The sequence below is a fragment of the Halobacteriovorax sp. RT-2-6 genome (genome assembly GCF_047085025.1).
Classification (GTDB): Bacteria; Bdellovibrionota; Bacteriovoracia; order Bacteriovoracales; family Bacteriovoracaceae; genus Halobacteriovorax_A.
In genome coordinates this window covers 1-16,170 of the sequence record NZ_JBKIYH010000004.1, presented here as the reverse complement: position 1 = coordinate 16,170, position 16,170 = coordinate 1, and the positions used below count along the sequence as shown (strand labels likewise).

Below are 16,170 nucleotides of genomic sequence, written 5' to 3'. Positions count from 1 at the left end.
GCGATGGAAAAAGGTCTTAAGTTCGCAATCCGTGAGGGTGGTAGAACAATCGGTGCTGGTACAGTATCTGAAATTCTTGACTAATATTTGATATATTCAAGATATAATGAAGGGGAGCTATGCTCCCCTTTTTTTATGCTTAAATTTTAGTTTTTTAACAATCGATCTCTGGAATACAAGTTCCATTTTGTTGCCAATATCTATATGTATCAGCAATATCAGACCAAGGTGTACCATTAGTATCTTTTGGTTTACGTGTCCAAAAGTAATCAGCATCTCCAGTTCCACACTTGTGAGTTAGTTCGTGAAGTACAATCCCTTGACGGCCTTCAATATCATATTCCCAGTAGCTTGGTGTGATATATACAGTTTTACCGATAACGGCATATGTATAAGCGATTGCGCCACCATATGGCTCAACACATTTATGTTTAGTCCAGTAAGTTCTTGCCAGTGAACATTTCATTACTACGATGGCCTTGTTGATTTTCTTTTCAACATTCTTGCTCATGTACGGGTTCTGTTTTTTGTACTCTCTAAGATCCTTAATGATGCTTTTCATGTCTGCACGAGATTTCTGAGTATCTTTGATAAGCATGTCTCTCTGATCTTCAGAACATGAATCTGATACAAAGATGGCCGCATTGATGTTTAGTGTAAGCATTAATAGTACTAAATACTTCATGTTGTTTTCTCTCCAAAATAAATAAATGTCGCGTTGGCGATTCGCTACACTACCCTCAGATTGAACCGTATTCAAGATTATGGAAATATTTATAGTAATAAGAGATTGACGAGGTAGGCCTTTTTCGGTAATTTATGTTTCCAAGTCAAACGGGTGTATAGCTCCAATGGTAGAGCGGCTGATTCCAAATCAGTAGGTTTGAGGTTCGAGTCCTCATGCGCCCGCCACTTTTTCCAAATATTATTTATTTTGACTGCAAATTTATCCTATTTTTGCGTTAGCTCTTGCCAAACCATGTTAATTAAGGGATATAATCTGGTACTTATACGTTTAATTTAGGTAAAAAAGGATTTGAGATGTCCCTCATTAAGAGTGAAGACAGCAAAAAATGGATTAATGCATTTGTTGCTGCCGTAAGTGCGATTTGTGGTTTTATTACTATTAGATTCCTCGAACAATTAAGTGAGTGGTTCGATCTTGAAGCAAAGGTTCCAAACTTTCCTATTACGGTACAAGTTGCTGGAATTGTTGTAGGTCTGATTGTCTTCCTAGTAATTGCTAAAAACAAGAATGCTTCTACTATGCTTGAGGATGTTTATGCTGAACTTGTAAAAGTTGTTTGGCCTAACAAAGATGACGTTTTAAAGACAACAATTGGTTTAGTAATCGCACTAAGCATTGTAAGTGGAATTTTTGTATTAGTAGACTATACATTTAGACAGCTACTAGACATTATTCTTTAATTTATACCTTTAATTGATTAAGTGAGATAGAAATGGTTGATAACAACGAAACAGAAAAAGAACTAACTAACGAAGAAATGGCCGTAGAATCATCTGAAGGTGAAGCTACAGTTAATCCTAATTTTCGTTGGTACATTGCAAAGACTCTTACTGGTCAAGAAAACAAAGTTCAAAAAACTCTTCGTGAAAGAATTGTTAACTATAAGCTAACTGATTCATTTGGTGAAATTGTAGTTCCTGAAGAAAAAGTTACTTCTCATGCGGGTGGAAGAAAAAGAACTATCACAAAGAAGCTTTTCCCAGGTTACGTCTTAATTCAAATGCTTATGAATGAGAACACTTGGCACCTAGTAAAAGATACAGATAAAATTACAGGTTTTGTTGGCGGTACTGTTGACAAACCAGCGCCTTTATCAGATGAAGAGGCTGCATATATGACAGGTAAATCTACTGGTGGCTTCAAAAAGTCACGTACTACTGTGGACTTCTCTGAAGGAGAAGAGGTTAAGGTTATTGAAGGACCTTTCGCTTCATTCATCGGTACGATTGAATCTGTAAATGAAAATGGAAAACTGAAAGTAAACGTTTCTATCTTTGGTCGACCAACACCGGTAGAATTAGATGCTTCTCAGGTTGAAAAAAATTAATAATAGTTGGTAGAACAAAAGTTCGCAGGAGAAATTTATGGCTAAGAAAATCACAGGTTTCATTAAGCTACAAATTCCAGGTGGGAAAGCAAACCCATCACCACCAGTTGGACCGGCACTAGGTCAAAAAGGTGTAAACATTATGGAATTTTGTAAGGCTTTCAATGCAAAGACTCAGAAAGATGCAGGTGTAATGCTTCCAACAATCATTACAGTATACTCAGATCGTTCTTTTTCTTTCATTACTAAGACACCTCCAGCTTCATACCTTCTTAAAGACAAGCTAAAGCTTAAGAGAGGGGCACAGAAGCCAGGAACAGAAGTTGTAACAACAGTATCTAAGAAAATTATCGAAGAAATTGTTGAAGCGAAAAGACCAGACTTAACAGCAGCTACTCAAGAAGCAGCGGAAAGAATCATCGAAGGTTCATGTCGTTCAGCTGGTATCAAACTAGATTACTAAGAGGTGTTACAATGGCTAAGAAATCGAAAAAATATACAGAAGCACTTGCAAAAGTAGATACAACTAAGACTTACACTATCGATGAAGCAATTAACCTTGCTAAAGAAGTTAAGTTCGCAAACTTTGATGAAACTGTAGATCTAGCGTTCAGACTTGGTGTTGACCCAAGACACGCAGACCAAATGATCAGAGGTGCACTAGCACTTCCAGCTGGTACAGGTAAAACAGTAAAGATTTGTGTTATTACATCTGGTGACAACGTAGCTAAAGCTGAAGCAGCTGGTGCAGATTACGTTGGTGGTGACGATATCGTTGCTAAGATCGCAGGTGGATGGCTTGACTTTGATAGAGTTATTGCATCTCCAGATATGATGGGTAAACTTGGACGTGTTGCTAGAATCCTAGGACCTAGAGGTCTAATGCCTAACCCAAAATTAGGAACAGTTACTCCTAATGTTGAAAACGCAGTTAAAGAGCAAAAAGCTGGTAAGGTTGAATATAGAACTGAGAAGAACGGTATTATTCACGTTCCAATCGGTAAGTCGTCTTTCACAAATGAAGATTTAAGAAAGAACATTGACACAATGATTACAGCAATTATTAAAGCTAAGCCTGTTTCTGCAAAAGGTACTTACCTTAAGTCACTTACTTTAAGTACGACTATGGGGCCAGGTCTTAAAATTGATACTTTAGAAGCTGCAACTATCGCAGCAAAATAATAAGGGGTTGATGATTGTCGGTGTAGCTGCTGATTAGGTTTGAAGCTACATAAAGCCTGCATGAAATCTCCCTCCAGTAGTTTAGGAGGTAAACGATGTTAACTAGAGCAGAGAAAGACGTTATCATCGATGGTCTAAAAAAGAAGATCACTGATGCCAACGCTATCTTTCTAACAAACGTTATTGGACTACCATCTAATGACGCCACAGCTCTAAGAAAATCTATCCGTGAAGCGGGTGGATCGCTAGTTGTTACTCGTAACACACTTTTTTCTAAGGCAGCGGCCGGAACAGATGCAGAAGGATTACTTTCTGGTCTTAAAGGTACGCAAGCTGTTGCTTTCGCATTTGAAGAAGCACCAGCTGTTGCTAAGGCACTAAAAGAATGTGGAAAAGCGTTTGAACTAGTAGAACTTAGAGGTGGTTTACTTGATGGTAAAGCACTAACACCAGCAGAAGTAAATGCAATTGCAGACCTACCATCTCGTGATGAGATGCTTGGTACTCTTCTTGCAACATTTAATGCACCGATCTCAGCATTTGCTAGAGTTCTTAATGCAATTAAAGAGCAAAAAGAAGCAGGCGTTGAAGCTGCGCCAGTTGCAGCTGAAGAATCTGCAGAATAGTAATTAACAAAGTTAGAGTTAAAGTTATTTTAAATTTTTAGGAGTTATATATGTCTATTACAAATGATCAATTAATTGAAAAAATCTCAAACATGACTGTTCTTGAAGTAGCTGAGCTAGTTAAAGAACTTGAAGAAAAATTTGGTGTATCAGCTGCTCCTGTAGCTGTTGCTGGTGCTGCTGCTGGTGGTGCTGCTGCTGAAGAAAAAACTGAATTTGACGTTGTTCTTGCTGACGCAGGTGCTAAGAAAATCAACGTTATTAAAGAAGTTAGAGGAATCACTGGTCTAGGTCTTAAGGAAGCAAAAGAAATGGTTGAAGGTGCTCCAAAGACTGTTAAAGAAGCAGTATCTAAAGAAGAAGCAGAAGAAATCAAGAAAAAACTTGAAGCTGCTGGTGCAAAGGTTGAGCTTAAGTAATTTAAGCCCCTTGCTCATTGCATAAAAAATTAAAAAATACAGGTGTGGAGATTTAGCGATCTTCACACCTTTTTTGCGTTTGTAAAAACCGAAAAAAAAAGTTATTAAGTAACTAAAAAATATACGTGCACGTTAAAACAATTAAAACCCGGGAGAACCATAATGACTGAGGTTTTTAGACCAAACGAGTGGTTTCGTAAGAACTTTGCCTCAACACCATCTGTGTTAGAGACGCCTCCACTCATGCTTCTACAAAAGAAGTCCTATGATGATTTCCTTCAAAAGGACGTACCTCCTTCTCAAAGAGAAGAAATGGGATTACAGGCTGTATTCAACTCTGTATTTCCAATCCACGACTTTAACAAAACTGTATCGTTAGAGTTCGTAAGCTACTCACTAGAACAACCTAAGTACACTGTAAAAGAGTGTCGTCAAAGAGGCCTTTCATATGAAGCGCCACTTAAGGTAGTTGTTCGTCTAGTATTCTATGATGTAGCTGTTGACAAAGATGGTAATGAACAAAGAACTGTTTCTTCAATTAAAGAACAGGAAGTTTACTTAGGAAACATTCCTCTGATGGCAGAGACTGGTTCTTTTGTATATAACGGAACTGAGAGAGTTATTGTTTCTCAGCTTCACAGATCTCCTGGTATCGTTTTTGAACACGACGGTGGGAAGAAGCACTCAAGTGGTAAGCTTCTTTACTCTGCAAGAATTATTCCTCACAGAGGTTCTTGGCTAGACTTCGAATTCGATCATAAGAATATTCTATTTGCTAGAATTGATAGAAAAAGAAAATTACATGCAACTGTAGTTCTTAAAGCGCTTGGTTTCAGTACTGAAGAAATTCTTGATATGTTCTACAATATTGAAACAATCAAGTTTGCTAAGAATGGTGAGTTTGTAAGATCATTAGACCTATCTCTAATGACTGGAACTCGTGCAACAAATGATGTTCTTGATCCAAAAACTGGTAAAGCAATTGTTAGAAAAGGGAAGAAATTCTCTAAAGCATCTATTAAGAGATTAGCGGATGCTGGTGTAACTGAAATTCCTGCTCAGCTTGAAGAAGTTGTAGGTAAAGTTGCAGCTAAAGATATCTTCAATGAAACTACTGGTGAAGTAATCTGTCTTGCTAACGAAGCGCTTTCTGAAGCAAAGATTCAGGAACTAATTGCTGCTGGTGTATCTGAAGTAGAATGTCTTTACATTGATATGATCAACTTTGGTGATCAGATCAGAAACACTCTTCTTCTAGATAAAACAGATGCTAAAGAAGATGCACTTCTAAAAATCTTCGAAAGATTAAGACCAGGTGAACCTCCAGCGGTTGAAGCTGCTGAAGTTCTTTTCCAAGGACTTTTCTTTGATGAAGAAAGATATGACCTATCTCGTGTTGGTCGTATGAAAATCAATTATAAGTTTAAGACTGATGTTCCTGTTGAGAACACTGTTTTAACTAAAGAAGATATTATTACAACTATCCAGTACCTTGTTGAACTTAACAACGGTAAGGGACGTGTTGATGATATCGACCACTTAGGTAACAGACGTGTTAGACCTGTAGGTGAACTACTTGAAAACCAATTTAGAGTTGGTCTAGTTCGTATGGAAAGAGCGGTTAAAGAAAGAATGGCAATTCAAGAAATTGATACAATGATGCCATACGATCTTGTTAACCAAAAGCCAGTTGCTGCTGCCGTTAAGGAATTCTTTGGTTCATCACAACTTTCACAGTTTATGGATCAAACGAACCCACTTTCAGAAGTAACTCACAAGCGTCGTCTTTCAGCTCTTGGGCCAGGTGGTCTAACGAGAGAAAGAGCATCTTTCGAAGTTCGTGACGTTCACGTAACTCACTACGGAAGAATGTGTCCGGTTGAGACTCCTGAAGGACCAAACATTGGTCTAATTACTTCTCTTGCAACATTTGCAAAAGTATCTGAATACGGTTTCATTGAAACTCCATACCTAACTATTGGTGAAGATCAAAAGATTGGTGATGTAGAGTATTTCACTGCTTTCCAAGAGGAAGGTAAAGTTATCGCTCAGATCGATGCTAATAACATTAAAGAAGGTCAGCTAGTTGGTGCTCAAGTTGCAGCACGTGCTTCTGGTGAATTCACACTTGTTGATGCATCAGAAGTTAACCTGATGGACGTTTCTCCAACTCAGATGATCTCAGTTGCAACATCACTAATTCCTTTCCTTGAGCACGATGATGCCAACCGTGCCCTAATGGGATCGAACATGATGAGACAGGCTGTGCCTGTTGTTAAAACTGAAGCTCCTATCGTTGGTACTGGTACTGAAAGAATTGTAGCTAGAGATTCTGGTGCAGTTCTTGTAGCAAACGACAACGGAAGAGTTATCTTTGTTGATTCAAACAGAATTGTTATTCAAAGAGATAGCTTCAAAGACGGTGAGTCTGGTGTAGATATTTACAAACTAGTAAAATATCAAAGAACTAACCAGAACACATGTAATAACCAAAAAGCTCTTGTAAAAGAAGGTGATATCGTTAAGAAAGGTGACGTTCTTGCTGACGGACCTGGTACTGATAACGGTGACCTAGCACTAGGGCAAAACCCACTTGTAGCATTCATGCCATGGGGTGGTTATAACTACGAAGACTCGATCCTGATTTCTGAAGACCTTCTTGCAAAAGACGTGTTTACTTCAATTCACATCGAAGCATTCGAAGTTGAAGCTCGTGATACTAAACTTGGTAAAGAAGAAATCACTCGCGATATTCCAAACGTTTCAGAAGAGTCTTTAAAAGATCTTGATGAAGCTGGTATCGTTAGAGTTGGTGCTATCATTAAGCCAGGAGACATCCTAGTTGGTAAAATTACACCAAAAGGTGAAACTCAACTTTCTCCAGAAGAAAAACTTCTTAAAGCTATCTTCGGTGATAAAGCTGGTGACGTAAAAGATACTTCACTAAGAGTTCCTTCATCTGTTTACGGTACAGTAATTGATGCTAGAGTTTATACTCGTGAAGGTGTTGAGCTTTGTTCAAGATCTAAGGATATTATCGAGCAAGAGACAACTCTTCTAAGAAGAGATGAAAGAATTGAGATTAAGGCAATCCAAACTTCAGCAATTCTTAAGATTGCAGATATGCTTAAAGGTGCAAAAGTTACTGATGTACTTGTTTCTGAAGATGGTTCAGCTGAACTACTTTCTAAAGGAACAGAGATTACAGGTGAAATTCTTGCATCAATTCCATTTGAGCTAATTGGTTACTTACCACTACAAGCTGAGCTTGAAGAAAAACTATCTGAGTATTTCGCAGATGTTAGAAACAAGATCAACAGAGTTAGAGCTAAGACAACTGATGAGATTGCAAAACTTCATAGAGGTGATGAACTTCCTCCAGGTGTAATCAAAAAAATTACTGTATACGTTGCGATTAAGCGTAAGCTTCAGCCAGGTGATAAGATGGCTGGTCGTCACGGTAACAAAGGTGTTATTTCTAACGTAGTTCCACGTGAAGATATGCCTTATCTTGCTGATGGTACACCTGTTGAAATCGTACTTAACCCACTAGGGGTACCTTCTCGTATGAACATCGGACAGCTTCTTGAGCTTCACCTTGGATGGGCCGGACGTGGTCTTGGTGAAAAAATCAAGGTTATGCTTGAAGAGCAAATGAAAGTTCACGAGATTAAGGATTTCATTTACAAAATTTATAAGACGCCAGAAGTTGAAGCTTGGTTAAAGTCTGCAGCAGATGATGTTGTTATGGCCCTTGCTAAGAAACTTACAAGCGGTGTTCGTTTCTCTACTAAAGTATTTGATGGTGCTTCAGAAGCAGATATCAGAGAAATGCTTGAGTTAGCTGATCTTGAGTCAAATGGTAAAACAACTCTATTTGATGGTAAGACTGGTGATGCTTTCGCAGAGGACGTTACTGTTGGTGTTATGTACATGCTTAAGCTACACCACCTTGTAGACGAAAAACTTCACGCACGTTCTACAGGTCCTTACTCACTTGTAACTCAGCAGCCACTTGGTGGTAAGGCTCAGTTCGGTGGTCAGAGACTTGGGGAAATGGAAGTTTGGGCACTTGAAGCATACGGTGCAGCTTATACTCTTCAAGAGTTCTTAACTGTTAAGTCAGATGACGTTATCGGTAGAACAAGAATGTATGAGTCAATCGTTAAAGGTGAGCAAGTACTAGAACCAGGTCTTCCTGAATCGTTCAACGTTCTAATCAGAGAGCTTCAAGCACTTTGTCTAGACGTTAAACTTGAAGAAGACAGAATTGAAGAATCTATTCGTTAATTTATGGCAGGCTTAGTCCTGCCGTATATTAAGAGGGCATAAAAAAATGAAAGACCTTTTAAACTTTTTTGATAAGCCAAAAGATCCAGTAAGCGTTGAAGGTGTATCTATCAAGCTTGCTTCTCCTGATACAATCAGAGAGTGGTCATTTGGTGAAGTAAAAAAACCAGAAACTATTAACTATAGAACTTATAAGCCAGAAAGAGACGGTTTATTCTGTGCAAAGATTTTCGGACCAGTAAAAGATTACGAATGTATCTGTGGTAAGTACAAGAGAATGAAGCACAGAGGTGTTGTATGTGAGAAGTGTGGTGTTGAAGTTACACTTTCAAAAGTACGTCGTGAAAGATGTGGACACATTGAACTAGCAACTCCAGTTGCTCACATTTGGTTCCTACGTTCACTTCCATCAAGAATGGCAGCTCTTCTTAACCTTTCTCTTAAAGAACTTGAAAAAGTTCTATATTATGAAGCATATATCGTAACTGCTTCAGCAACTGATGGTGTTGAAGGTGGTCTAGATGTAGGTCGCGTAATTTCTGAGCAACAATATTATGAACTTAAAGATCAAGGTATTGATTTCGAAGCTGGTATGGGTGGAGAAATTGTTCAAGAGCTACTTTCTAAGCTTGATATCGATCTTGAAAATAAAAACCTAAGACGTGGTCTTGCTAACGCAACTACAGAGATGGCAAGAACTAAGTTTGTTAAAAGATTAAGAGTTGTTGAATCTCTTATGAAGTCTGAAAACAAGCCTGAGTGGTTCATGATGGATGTTATTCCTATCCTTCCACCAGACTTAAGACCTCTTGTTCCACTTGAAGCAGGACGTTTTGCAACTTCAGATCTTAACGATCTATACAGACGTGTTATTAACAGAAACAACCGTCTTAGAAGACTTAAAGAACTTAATGCTCCTGAAATCATCATTAGAAACGAAAAGAGAATGCTTCAAGAAGCAGTAGATGCTCTATTTGATAATGGTCGTCGTGGTAAGGTATTTACTGGTGCTAACAAGCGTCCACTAAGATCACTTTCTGATATGCTTAAGGGGAAGCAAGGACGTTTCCGTCAAAACCTACTTGGTAAGCGTGTTGACTACTCAGGACGTTCTGTAATCGTTGTTGGTCCAAGCTTAAGACTTCACCAGTGTGGTCTTCCTAAGCTTATGGCACTTGAACTTTTCAAGCCATTTATCTACAACAAGCTAATTGAAAAAGGACACTGTACTACTATTAAAGTTGCTAAGCGTATGGTTGAGCAACAAAAAGAAGAAGTATGGAATATCCTTGAAGAAGTTGTACAAGAGCACCCAGTACTTCTTAACCGTGCACCAACTCTTCACAGACTTGGTATCCAAGGTTTCGAACCTGTACTTATTGAAGGTAAGGCTATCCGTCTTCACCCTCTTGTTTGTACTGCATTCAACGCCGACTTCGACGGTGACCAGATGGCCGTTCACGTTCCTCTATCACTTGAAGCTCAAATTGAGTGTCGTGTTCTTGCAATGTCGACAAATAATATTCTTTCTCCAAAAGATGGTTCACCAATTATTACTCCATCTCAGGATATCGTACTTGGTCTTTACTACATGACTCGTGTTAGACCATATGCTCGTGGATACGGGAAAACTTTCTCTTCTAAAGAAGAAGCTCAGTTTGCTTACCACTCAGGTAACCTACACCTACAAGCACCAATTAAAGTACGTATTGGTGGTGAAGTACATGAGACTACTGTTGGACGTACATTCGTATTCGATATCGTTCCTTCATGTCTAAACTTCGAAGACGTAAACATCATTCTTGGTAAGAAAGAACTAGTTAAGCTTCTTGACCTTGCTTACAGAAGAGGATCTGAAAAAGATACTGTTCTACTTGCTGATGGTCTTATGCAACTTGGTTATAGCAATGCTACAAAAGCTGGTATTTCTATTAACGTTGTTGATATGGAAATCCCTTCTGAAAAAGAAGGAATTCTTAAAGAAGCTCATGATGAAGTTCACGGAATTACAGAAGAGTATAACGAAGGTTCGATCACTAATGGTGAGAGATATAACAAGGTTGTTGACGTTTGGTCACAAACTACAGAGAAACTTGTTAAGGTTATGCTTGAGAAAATTTCTACTGATGAATTTACTTCAGATAAAGAAGGTGAAGAGCCAATTTACGCTCCTTCATTCAACGCTCTTTATATGATGGCAAACTCAGGAGCAAGGGGTTCTGCACAGCAGATGAGACAGCTTGCTGCGATGAGGGGTCTAATGGCCAAGCCATCTGGTGAGATTATTGAAACGCCAATTACTTCAAACTTCCGTGAAGGTCTATCGGCACTACAATACTTCACGTCTACACACGGTGCTCGTAAAGGTCTAGCCGATACTGCCCTGAAGACTGCAAACTCTGGTTACCTAACGAGACGTCTAGTAGACGTTGCTCAAGACGGTATCATTAGAGCTGAAGATTGTGGAACAACTGATGGTATTACACTAACTTCTCGTATTGAGTCTGGTGAAGTTGTAGAGCACGTTGCCTCTAGAGCAATGGGCCGTGTAACAGCAGCTCCAGTTATCTCTGCAGAAGGTAATGAGGTTCTTCAAACAGGTCACCTACTTACAGAAAAAGACCTTGTGTTACTAGAAGAGAAAGAAGTTGACCAAATCAAGGTTAGATCTGTTCTTACTTGTAACGAAAGACACGGTTTCTGTGCGGCTTGTTTCGGACGCGACCTTGCAAGAGGTACAATGGTTTCAGTTGGTGAAGCTGTTGGTGTTATCGCTGCTCAGTCAATTGGTGAACCTGGTACACAGCTTACAATGCGTACATTCCACGTTGGTGGTACAGCAACAGCTGGTGCACAAGTAAATAAAACAACTGTTCGTACATCTGGTAAAGTTGTATACAACAATGTTGTAACTGTTGAAACACCAACTGGTCTTCTTGTTATGAACAAGACTGGTGAGCTTATCATTAAAGATGCTCGTGGTGTTGAAAAAGAAAAATATCCAGCAATCTACGGTTCAAAGCTACACTTCTCTGAAGGTAGTGAAGTAAACGTAGGGGATACTCTGATTGAATGGGACCCGTTCTCGATTCCACTTCTTACAGAAGTAGCTGGTTTTGTTAAGTTTGAAGACTTAGTAGTTGGTGCAACTCTTGCTGAGCAAACAGATGCAGTAACAGGTCTAACTCAAAGAACTGTAACAGAAACTAAGGATCCTTCACTTCAACCAAGAATTACGATTCTTGATGCTGATGGAAACCCAATTATTGTTCCTGGAACAAACAGACAAGCTTCTTACCGTCTACAAGTTGGTGCAACTCTAACTGTAACTGAAGGTGATGAAGTTGAAGTTGGTAGCGTAGTATCTAAAGTTTCTCGTGAAACGACGAAAACAAAAGATATTACTGGGGGTCTTCCAAGAGTAGCCGAGCTTTTCGAAGCTAGAAAACCTGCTCAAGCATCTCAGATTGCTGACGTAACTGGTACAATCGAGTTTGGTGCTGAAGTAAGAGGTTCTAGAAGAATTCTTATTAGACCTGAAGATGGATCTGATCCAGTAGTTTACACAATTCCTAAGGGACGCTATGTAACTGTAAACGAAGGTGACTATATCCGTTCAGGTGAAGCTATTATGGATGGTCCAGCTAACCCACACGATATCCTAAGAGTACTTGGTATTAAAGAACTTGCAGGATACATCGTTGATGAGATTCAAGCTGTATACCGTCTACAAGGTGTAGATATCGATGATAAGCACATTGAGGTAATCGTTTCTCAAATGCTTAAGAAAGTTGAAGTAACTGATCCAGGTGACTCTACATTTGTTGTTGGTGATTCTGTAACTAAAGCAGAATTACTTGAAACAAATGAGCAACTAGTTGCTGATGGATATGAGCCAGCTCAAGCAAGACCAGTTCTACTTGGTATTACTAAAGCAGCTCTTTCTACTGATTCATTCTTATCAGCTGCATCTTTCCAAGAGACAACTAAGATCTTAACTCAAGCATCGCTTGAAGGTAAAAAGGATTTATTACGTGGTCTTAAGGAGAACGTACTTATGGGTCGCCTGATTCCAGCTGGTTCTGGTATCTCGAAGTACCGTGATTACGAAGCATTTGTTGAAGAAGATGATTCTCTAGAAGAAACTTCTACACTTATGCTATAAAAACTTGCTTAATTGAGGGGTGGTGTGTTACACCATCCCTCTATAGTTTATTATGGGCTTAAAAGCCTATTTTTATTGTGGAAATATTGTTGTAGTTAAGGAGCGGAAATGCCTACGATTAACCAATTAATTAGAAAAGGTAGAACTGATAAAGTTGAAAAAACTAAGTCACCTGCCTTAAAAGCGTGTCCTCAAAGACGCGGTGTATGTACAAGAGTATATACAACTACTCCTAAGAAACCAAACTCAGCTATGAGAAAGGTTTGTAGGGTAAAACTAACAAGTGGATTTGAAGTTACTTCATACATTGGTGGTGAAGGACACAATCTACAAGAGCACTCGATCGTTATGATTCGTGGTGGTAGAGTAAAAGACCTTCCAGGGGTTCGTTATCACACTATTAGAGGTACACTAGACTGCCAAGGTGTTGATAAAAGAGGACAGAGAAGATCTAAGTACGGTTGTAAGAGACCAAAGAAATAATTTTTAGTTAACTAATTGTGACACCGATTGCAACATGGCATGAGGTGAGTAATCGATCAGTTTTAACTGTTTCCGGTGAAGGAGAAAAAATATGAGTAGAAAACATAGAGCACAGACGAGAGAAGTACTTCCAGATCCGATCTTTCAAGACGTTGTAGTTGCTAAGTGTGTAAACGCACTTATGAAAGACGGAAAAAAATCTGTTGCTGAAAAAATCTTTTATGGTGCACTTCAAAGAGTTGAATCAAAAACTGGTGAAGAGCCGTTAAAGGTATTTAAGAAAGCCCTTTCTAACATTAAGCCAGCGGTAGAGGTTAAGTCTCGTCGTATTGGTGGTGCAACTTACCAAATTCCAGTTGAAGTTAGAAATAACAGAAGACAATCACTAGCTCTAAGATGGTTGAGAGACTATGCTAGATCACGTGGTGGTAGAACTATGGTTGAGAAACTATCTGATGAAATCATCGATGCTTCTCAAGGTAGAGGTGGCGCTGTTAAGAAGCGTGAAGACACTTACAAAATGGCAGAAGCTAACAAAGCTTTTGCTCACCTTAAGTGGTAGTTCGAAAATAAGCAATAAAGTCCATAATAAACTAATAGAAGGCTCCCTAATGGGAGCCTTTTTATTTCTAAAACCATTTATTCTCCAAAGTTTTATTCCTATCTAAAATTCCATATTTATGTTAATTATATGTCTGCAAAAATTAAATTTTTAAGGACTTTGTATGAGTTTAGAAAATATTCGTAATATCGGAATTATGGCGCATATTGATGCGGGTAAAACGACGACAACTGAACGTATTCTCTACTACACGGGAAAAAGCCACAAGATTGGTGAGGTTCATGATGGTGCTGCTACTATGGACTGGATGGTTCAAGAGCAGGAACGTGGGATTACTATTACTTCTGCTGCGACGACTTGTACTTGGAACAAAACTAATATCAATATCATCGATACACCAGGTCACGTAGACTTCACAATTGAGGTTGAGAGAGCTCTTAGAGTTTTAGATGGTGCAGTTGGTGTATTCGACGCTGTAGCTGGTGTAGAGCCTCAATCTGAGACTGTATGGGGCCAAGCTGATAAGTATAAGGTTCCTCGAATTGCTTTTGTTAATAAAATGGATCGCGTTGGGGCAAACTTTCAAATGTGTCTTGATGAGATCAGAGAAAAACTTGGAAAAACAGCGGCTGCTATTCAATTACCAATTGGTGCAGAGGATACATTTAGAGGTGTTGTTGATTTAGTTGCAATGAAGGCCGTGCTTTTTAAGGACGAAGACCTAGGTTCAACTGTGCAAATCGAAGATATTCCTTCTGAGCTTGAAGATGATGCTCAGTTAGCACGTGAAGAGCTTATTGAAACATTAGCCGATTTTGATGATCAGCTTGCTGAAGACTATCTTTCGGGTGAAGAAATTACTGAAGAAAGAATTGTTACAGCAATTAGAGAAGCTGTTATTAATCACGAGTTCGTTGCTGTTCTTTGTGGGTCAGCTTTCAAGAACAAAGGTGTTCAGCCTCTACTAGATGCGGTTTGCGCATACCTTCCTTCTCCAGTTGATCGTGGGGAAGTCAAAGGTGTTAACGGTAAGAATCACGATAAAGAAGAAATTAGAAAACCTGATACTGAAGAAGCATTTTCTGGAATTGCTTTCAAGATTGCAACGGACCCGTTTGTTGGATCTTTAACATTTTTCAGAATTTATTCAGGAACAATTAAGTCTGGTGCACAGGTTTATAATCCACATAAGGGTAAGCGTGAGAGAGTTAATAAAATTCTTCAAATGCATGCTGACAAAAGAACTGAATTACAAGAAGCTAAGGCCGGAGATATCATTGCAATTTCTGGTTTAAAGGAAACTGTTACTGGTGAAACACTTTGTGCCGAAAATCGTACTATAATTTATGATCTAATGGATTTTCCAGAATCGGTTATTTCAGTAGCGATTGAGCCAAAAACAGCAAATGATGAAAAGAAGCTAATGAGTTCCCTAGGTCAACTTAAGCTAGAAGATCCATCATTCTCTTTTCAACATAATAAAGAAACAGGTCAACTTCTAATTTTTGGTATGGGTGAACTTCACCTTGAAATTATTTGTGATCGTTTAGAAAGAGAGTTCAAAGTAGGTATCCGTGTTGGTGATCCTCAAGTTTCATACCGTGAAAGTATCACGTCAACAGCTAAAGAATCAGATACATTTCACCGCGAACAAGCTGGTAAAATGGTATTTGGAAACGCTGTTATTGAAGTTGAGCAAGCTGATTCGCAAGCTGGTGTCTTATTTGAAACTGAATTAACTAAAAGAGATTTACCACAAGAATTTATTGATGCTATTGAAAAGAGTATTAAGGATACATCGATGGGTGGTGCTCTTGCGGGTTATCCATTTATTAATATTAAAGCGAAACTTGTTGCCGCTGAATTTAATGATGATGAAGGTTCAGAAGTAGCTTATGCTATTGCTGCTTCTAATGCTTTTAGAGCTGCATGCCGAAAAGCTGGCCTATCATTACTAGAGCCTAAAATGAGTCTTGAAATCGTAACACCTTCTGATTACACAGGTGATATTATTTCAGACATTAATATGAAACGCGGAAAGATCCATTCGATGGGTGTAAAGCAAGATAAAGAAGTTATCGATGCAGAAGTTCCGCTATCGGAAATGTTTGGATACTCAACAGATATACGTTCAAAATCTCAGGGTCGTGCTAGCTTCACGATGAATTTTGATAGATATGAAGAGATTCCTATGAATATGGCCAAAGAAATACTTGAAAAACGAGGAATATACATCTAAAACACTTTAGATTTTTTAACTACTAAACTAAGTAATAACGCAGGAGTAAAAGATGGCAAAAGAATCTTTTGACAGAAGTAAGCCCCACGTAAACATTGGTACGATCGGGCACGTTGACCACGGTAAGAC

General features: G+C 38.8%; 14 protein-coding genes and 1 tRNA gene. 14 read left to right on the top strand and 1 reads right to left on the bottom strand.

Annotated elements, in window-relative coordinates; genetic code table 11:
* The coding region (locus ACMAYS_RS15650; RefSeq protein WP_392858019.1) for a hypothetical protein at nucleotides 1-84 on the top strand (84 nt) is incomplete at its 5' end.
* Between the two features lie 70 nt (nucleotides 85-154).
* Here the strand turns inward: ACMAYS_RS15650 and ACMAYS_RS15645 are convergent.
* Entirely contained in the window at nucleotides 155-685 is a 531-nt protein-coding gene (locus ACMAYS_RS15645) for a M35 family metallo-endopeptidase (RefSeq protein ID WP_103219313.1), read from the bottom strand.
* A gap of 151 nt (nucleotides 686-836) precedes the next feature.
* Between ACMAYS_RS15645 and ACMAYS_RS15640 the strand changes: the two genes are divergently transcribed.
* From ACMAYS_RS15640 to ACMAYS_RS15580, 13 genes are all read left to right on the top strand, one after another.
* Nucleotides 837-912, top strand: a tRNA-Trp gene (locus ACMAYS_RS15640).
* A gap of 129 nt (nucleotides 913-1,041) precedes the next feature.
* A complete protein-coding gene (secE, locus tag ACMAYS_RS15635; RefSeq protein ID WP_103219312.1) occupies nucleotides 1,042-1,428 on the top strand; it encodes a preprotein translocase subunit SecE in 387 nt (128 codons plus the stop codon).
* A gap of 77 nt (nucleotides 1,429-1,505) precedes the next feature.
* A complete protein-coding gene (gene nusG / locus ACMAYS_RS15630; RefSeq protein ID WP_368667192.1) occupies nucleotides 1,506-2,075 on the top strand; it encodes a transcription termination/antitermination protein NusG in 570 nt (189 codons plus the stop codon).
* A 37-nt stretch (nucleotides 2,076-2,112) separates the two neighbouring features.
* Nucleotides 2,113-2,538 (top strand): 50S ribosomal protein L11, encoded by a 426-nt coding sequence (gene rplK / locus ACMAYS_RS15625; RefSeq protein ID WP_103219310.1) that lies wholly within the window; start codon nucleotides 2,113-2,115, stop codon nucleotides 2,536-2,538.
* 11 nt (nucleotides 2,539-2,549) lie between these two features.
* A complete protein-coding gene (gene rplA, locus ACMAYS_RS15620; RefSeq protein ID WP_103219309.1) occupies nucleotides 2,550-3,257 on the top strand; it encodes a 50S ribosomal protein L1 in 708 nt (235 codons plus the stop codon).
* 95 nt (nucleotides 3,258-3,352) lie between these two features.
* Nucleotides 3,353-3,883: a 50S ribosomal protein L10 gene (rplJ, locus tag ACMAYS_RS15615; protein WP_103219308.1), complete on the top strand. Its 531-nt coding sequence runs from the start codon at nucleotides 3,353-3,355 to the stop codon at nucleotides 3,881-3,883.
* A gap of 50 nt (nucleotides 3,884-3,933) precedes the next feature.
* Nucleotides 3,934-4,302 carry a 50S ribosomal protein L7/L12 gene (gene rplL, locus ACMAYS_RS15610; protein ID WP_103219307.1) on the top strand — a complete coding sequence of 123 codons (369 nt, stop codon included), beginning with the start codon at nucleotides 3,934-3,936 and terminating at the stop codon, nucleotides 4,300-4,302.
* Nucleotides 4,303-4,464: 162 nt separating this feature from the next.
* Nucleotides 4,465-8,592 (top strand): DNA-directed RNA polymerase subunit beta, encoded by a 4,128-nt coding sequence (rpoB, locus tag ACMAYS_RS15605; protein ID WP_103219306.1) that lies wholly within the window; start codon nucleotides 4,465-4,467, stop codon nucleotides 8,590-8,592.
* Nucleotides 8,593-8,638: 46 nt separating this feature from the next.
* A complete protein-coding gene (rpoC, locus tag ACMAYS_RS15600; protein ID WP_103219305.1) occupies nucleotides 8,639-12,757 on the top strand; it encodes a DNA-directed RNA polymerase subunit beta' in 4,119 nt (1,372 codons plus the stop codon).
* Between the two features lie 108 nt (nucleotides 12,758-12,865).
* Nucleotides 12,866-13,240: a 30S ribosomal protein S12 gene (gene rpsL / locus ACMAYS_RS15595; RefSeq protein ID WP_021266546.1), complete on the top strand. Its 375-nt coding sequence runs from the start codon at nucleotides 12,866-12,868 to the stop codon at nucleotides 13,238-13,240.
* Nucleotides 13,241-13,331: 91 nt separating this feature from the next.
* Nucleotides 13,332-13,802, top strand: a complete 471-nt coding sequence (gene rpsG / locus ACMAYS_RS15590) for a 30S ribosomal protein S7 (RefSeq protein ID WP_103219304.1) — start codon at nucleotides 13,332-13,334, stop codon at nucleotides 13,800-13,802.
* Between the two features lie 163 nt (nucleotides 13,803-13,965).
* Nucleotides 13,966-16,041, top strand: coding sequence for an elongation factor G (gene fusA / locus ACMAYS_RS15585; RefSeq protein ID WP_412463577.1), 2,076 nt, complete (start codon nucleotides 13,966-13,968; stop codon nucleotides 16,039-16,041).
* 52 nt (nucleotides 16,042-16,093) lie between these two features.
* A partial coding sequence (locus ACMAYS_RS15580) for a hypothetical protein (protein ID WP_392861555.1) occupies nucleotides 16,094-16,170 on the top strand: 77 nt, incomplete at its 3' end.

Bases quoted from the DNA above. Each gene is read 5' to 3' on its own strand.
- rplA (WP_103219309.1), top strand. From the start codon at position 2,550: ATGGCTAAGAAATCGAAAAAATATACAGAAGCACTTGCAAAAGTAGAT.
- fusA (WP_412463577.1), top strand. From the start codon at position 13,966: ATGAGTTTAGAAAATATTCGTAATATCGGAATTATGGCGCATATTGAT.
- rpsL (WP_021266546.1), top strand. From the start codon at position 12,866: ATGCCTACGATTAACCAATTAATTAGAAAAGGTAGAACTGATAAAGTT.
- rpsG (WP_103219304.1), top strand. From the start codon at position 13,332: ATGAGTAGAAAACATAGAGCACAGACGAGAGAAGTACTTCCAGATCCG.
- rpoB (WP_103219306.1), top strand. From the start codon at position 4,465: ATGACTGAGGTTTTTAGACCAAACGAGTGGTTTCGTAAGAACTTTGCC.
- ACMAYS_RS15645 (WP_103219313.1), bottom strand. From the start codon at position 685: ATGAAGTATTTAGTACTATTAATGCTTACACTAAACATCAATGCGGCC.
- nusG (WP_368667192.1), top strand. From the start codon at position 1,506: ATGGCCGTAGAATCATCTGAAGGTGAAGCTACAGTTAATCCTAATTTT.
- rplL (WP_103219307.1), top strand. From the start codon at position 3,934: ATGTCTATTACAAATGATCAATTAATTGAAAAAATCTCAAACATGACT.
- rplK (WP_103219310.1), top strand. From the start codon at position 2,113: ATGGCTAAGAAAATCACAGGTTTCATTAAGCTACAAATTCCAGGTGGG.
- rplJ (WP_103219308.1), top strand. From the start codon at position 3,353: ATGTTAACTAGAGCAGAGAAAGACGTTATCATCGATGGTCTAAAAAAG.
- secE (WP_103219312.1), top strand. From the start codon at position 1,042: ATGTCCCTCATTAAGAGTGAAGACAGCAAAAAATGGATTAATGCATTT.
- rpoC (WP_103219305.1), top strand. From the start codon at position 8,639: ATGAAAGACCTTTTAAACTTTTTTGATAAGCCAAAAGATCCAGTAAGC.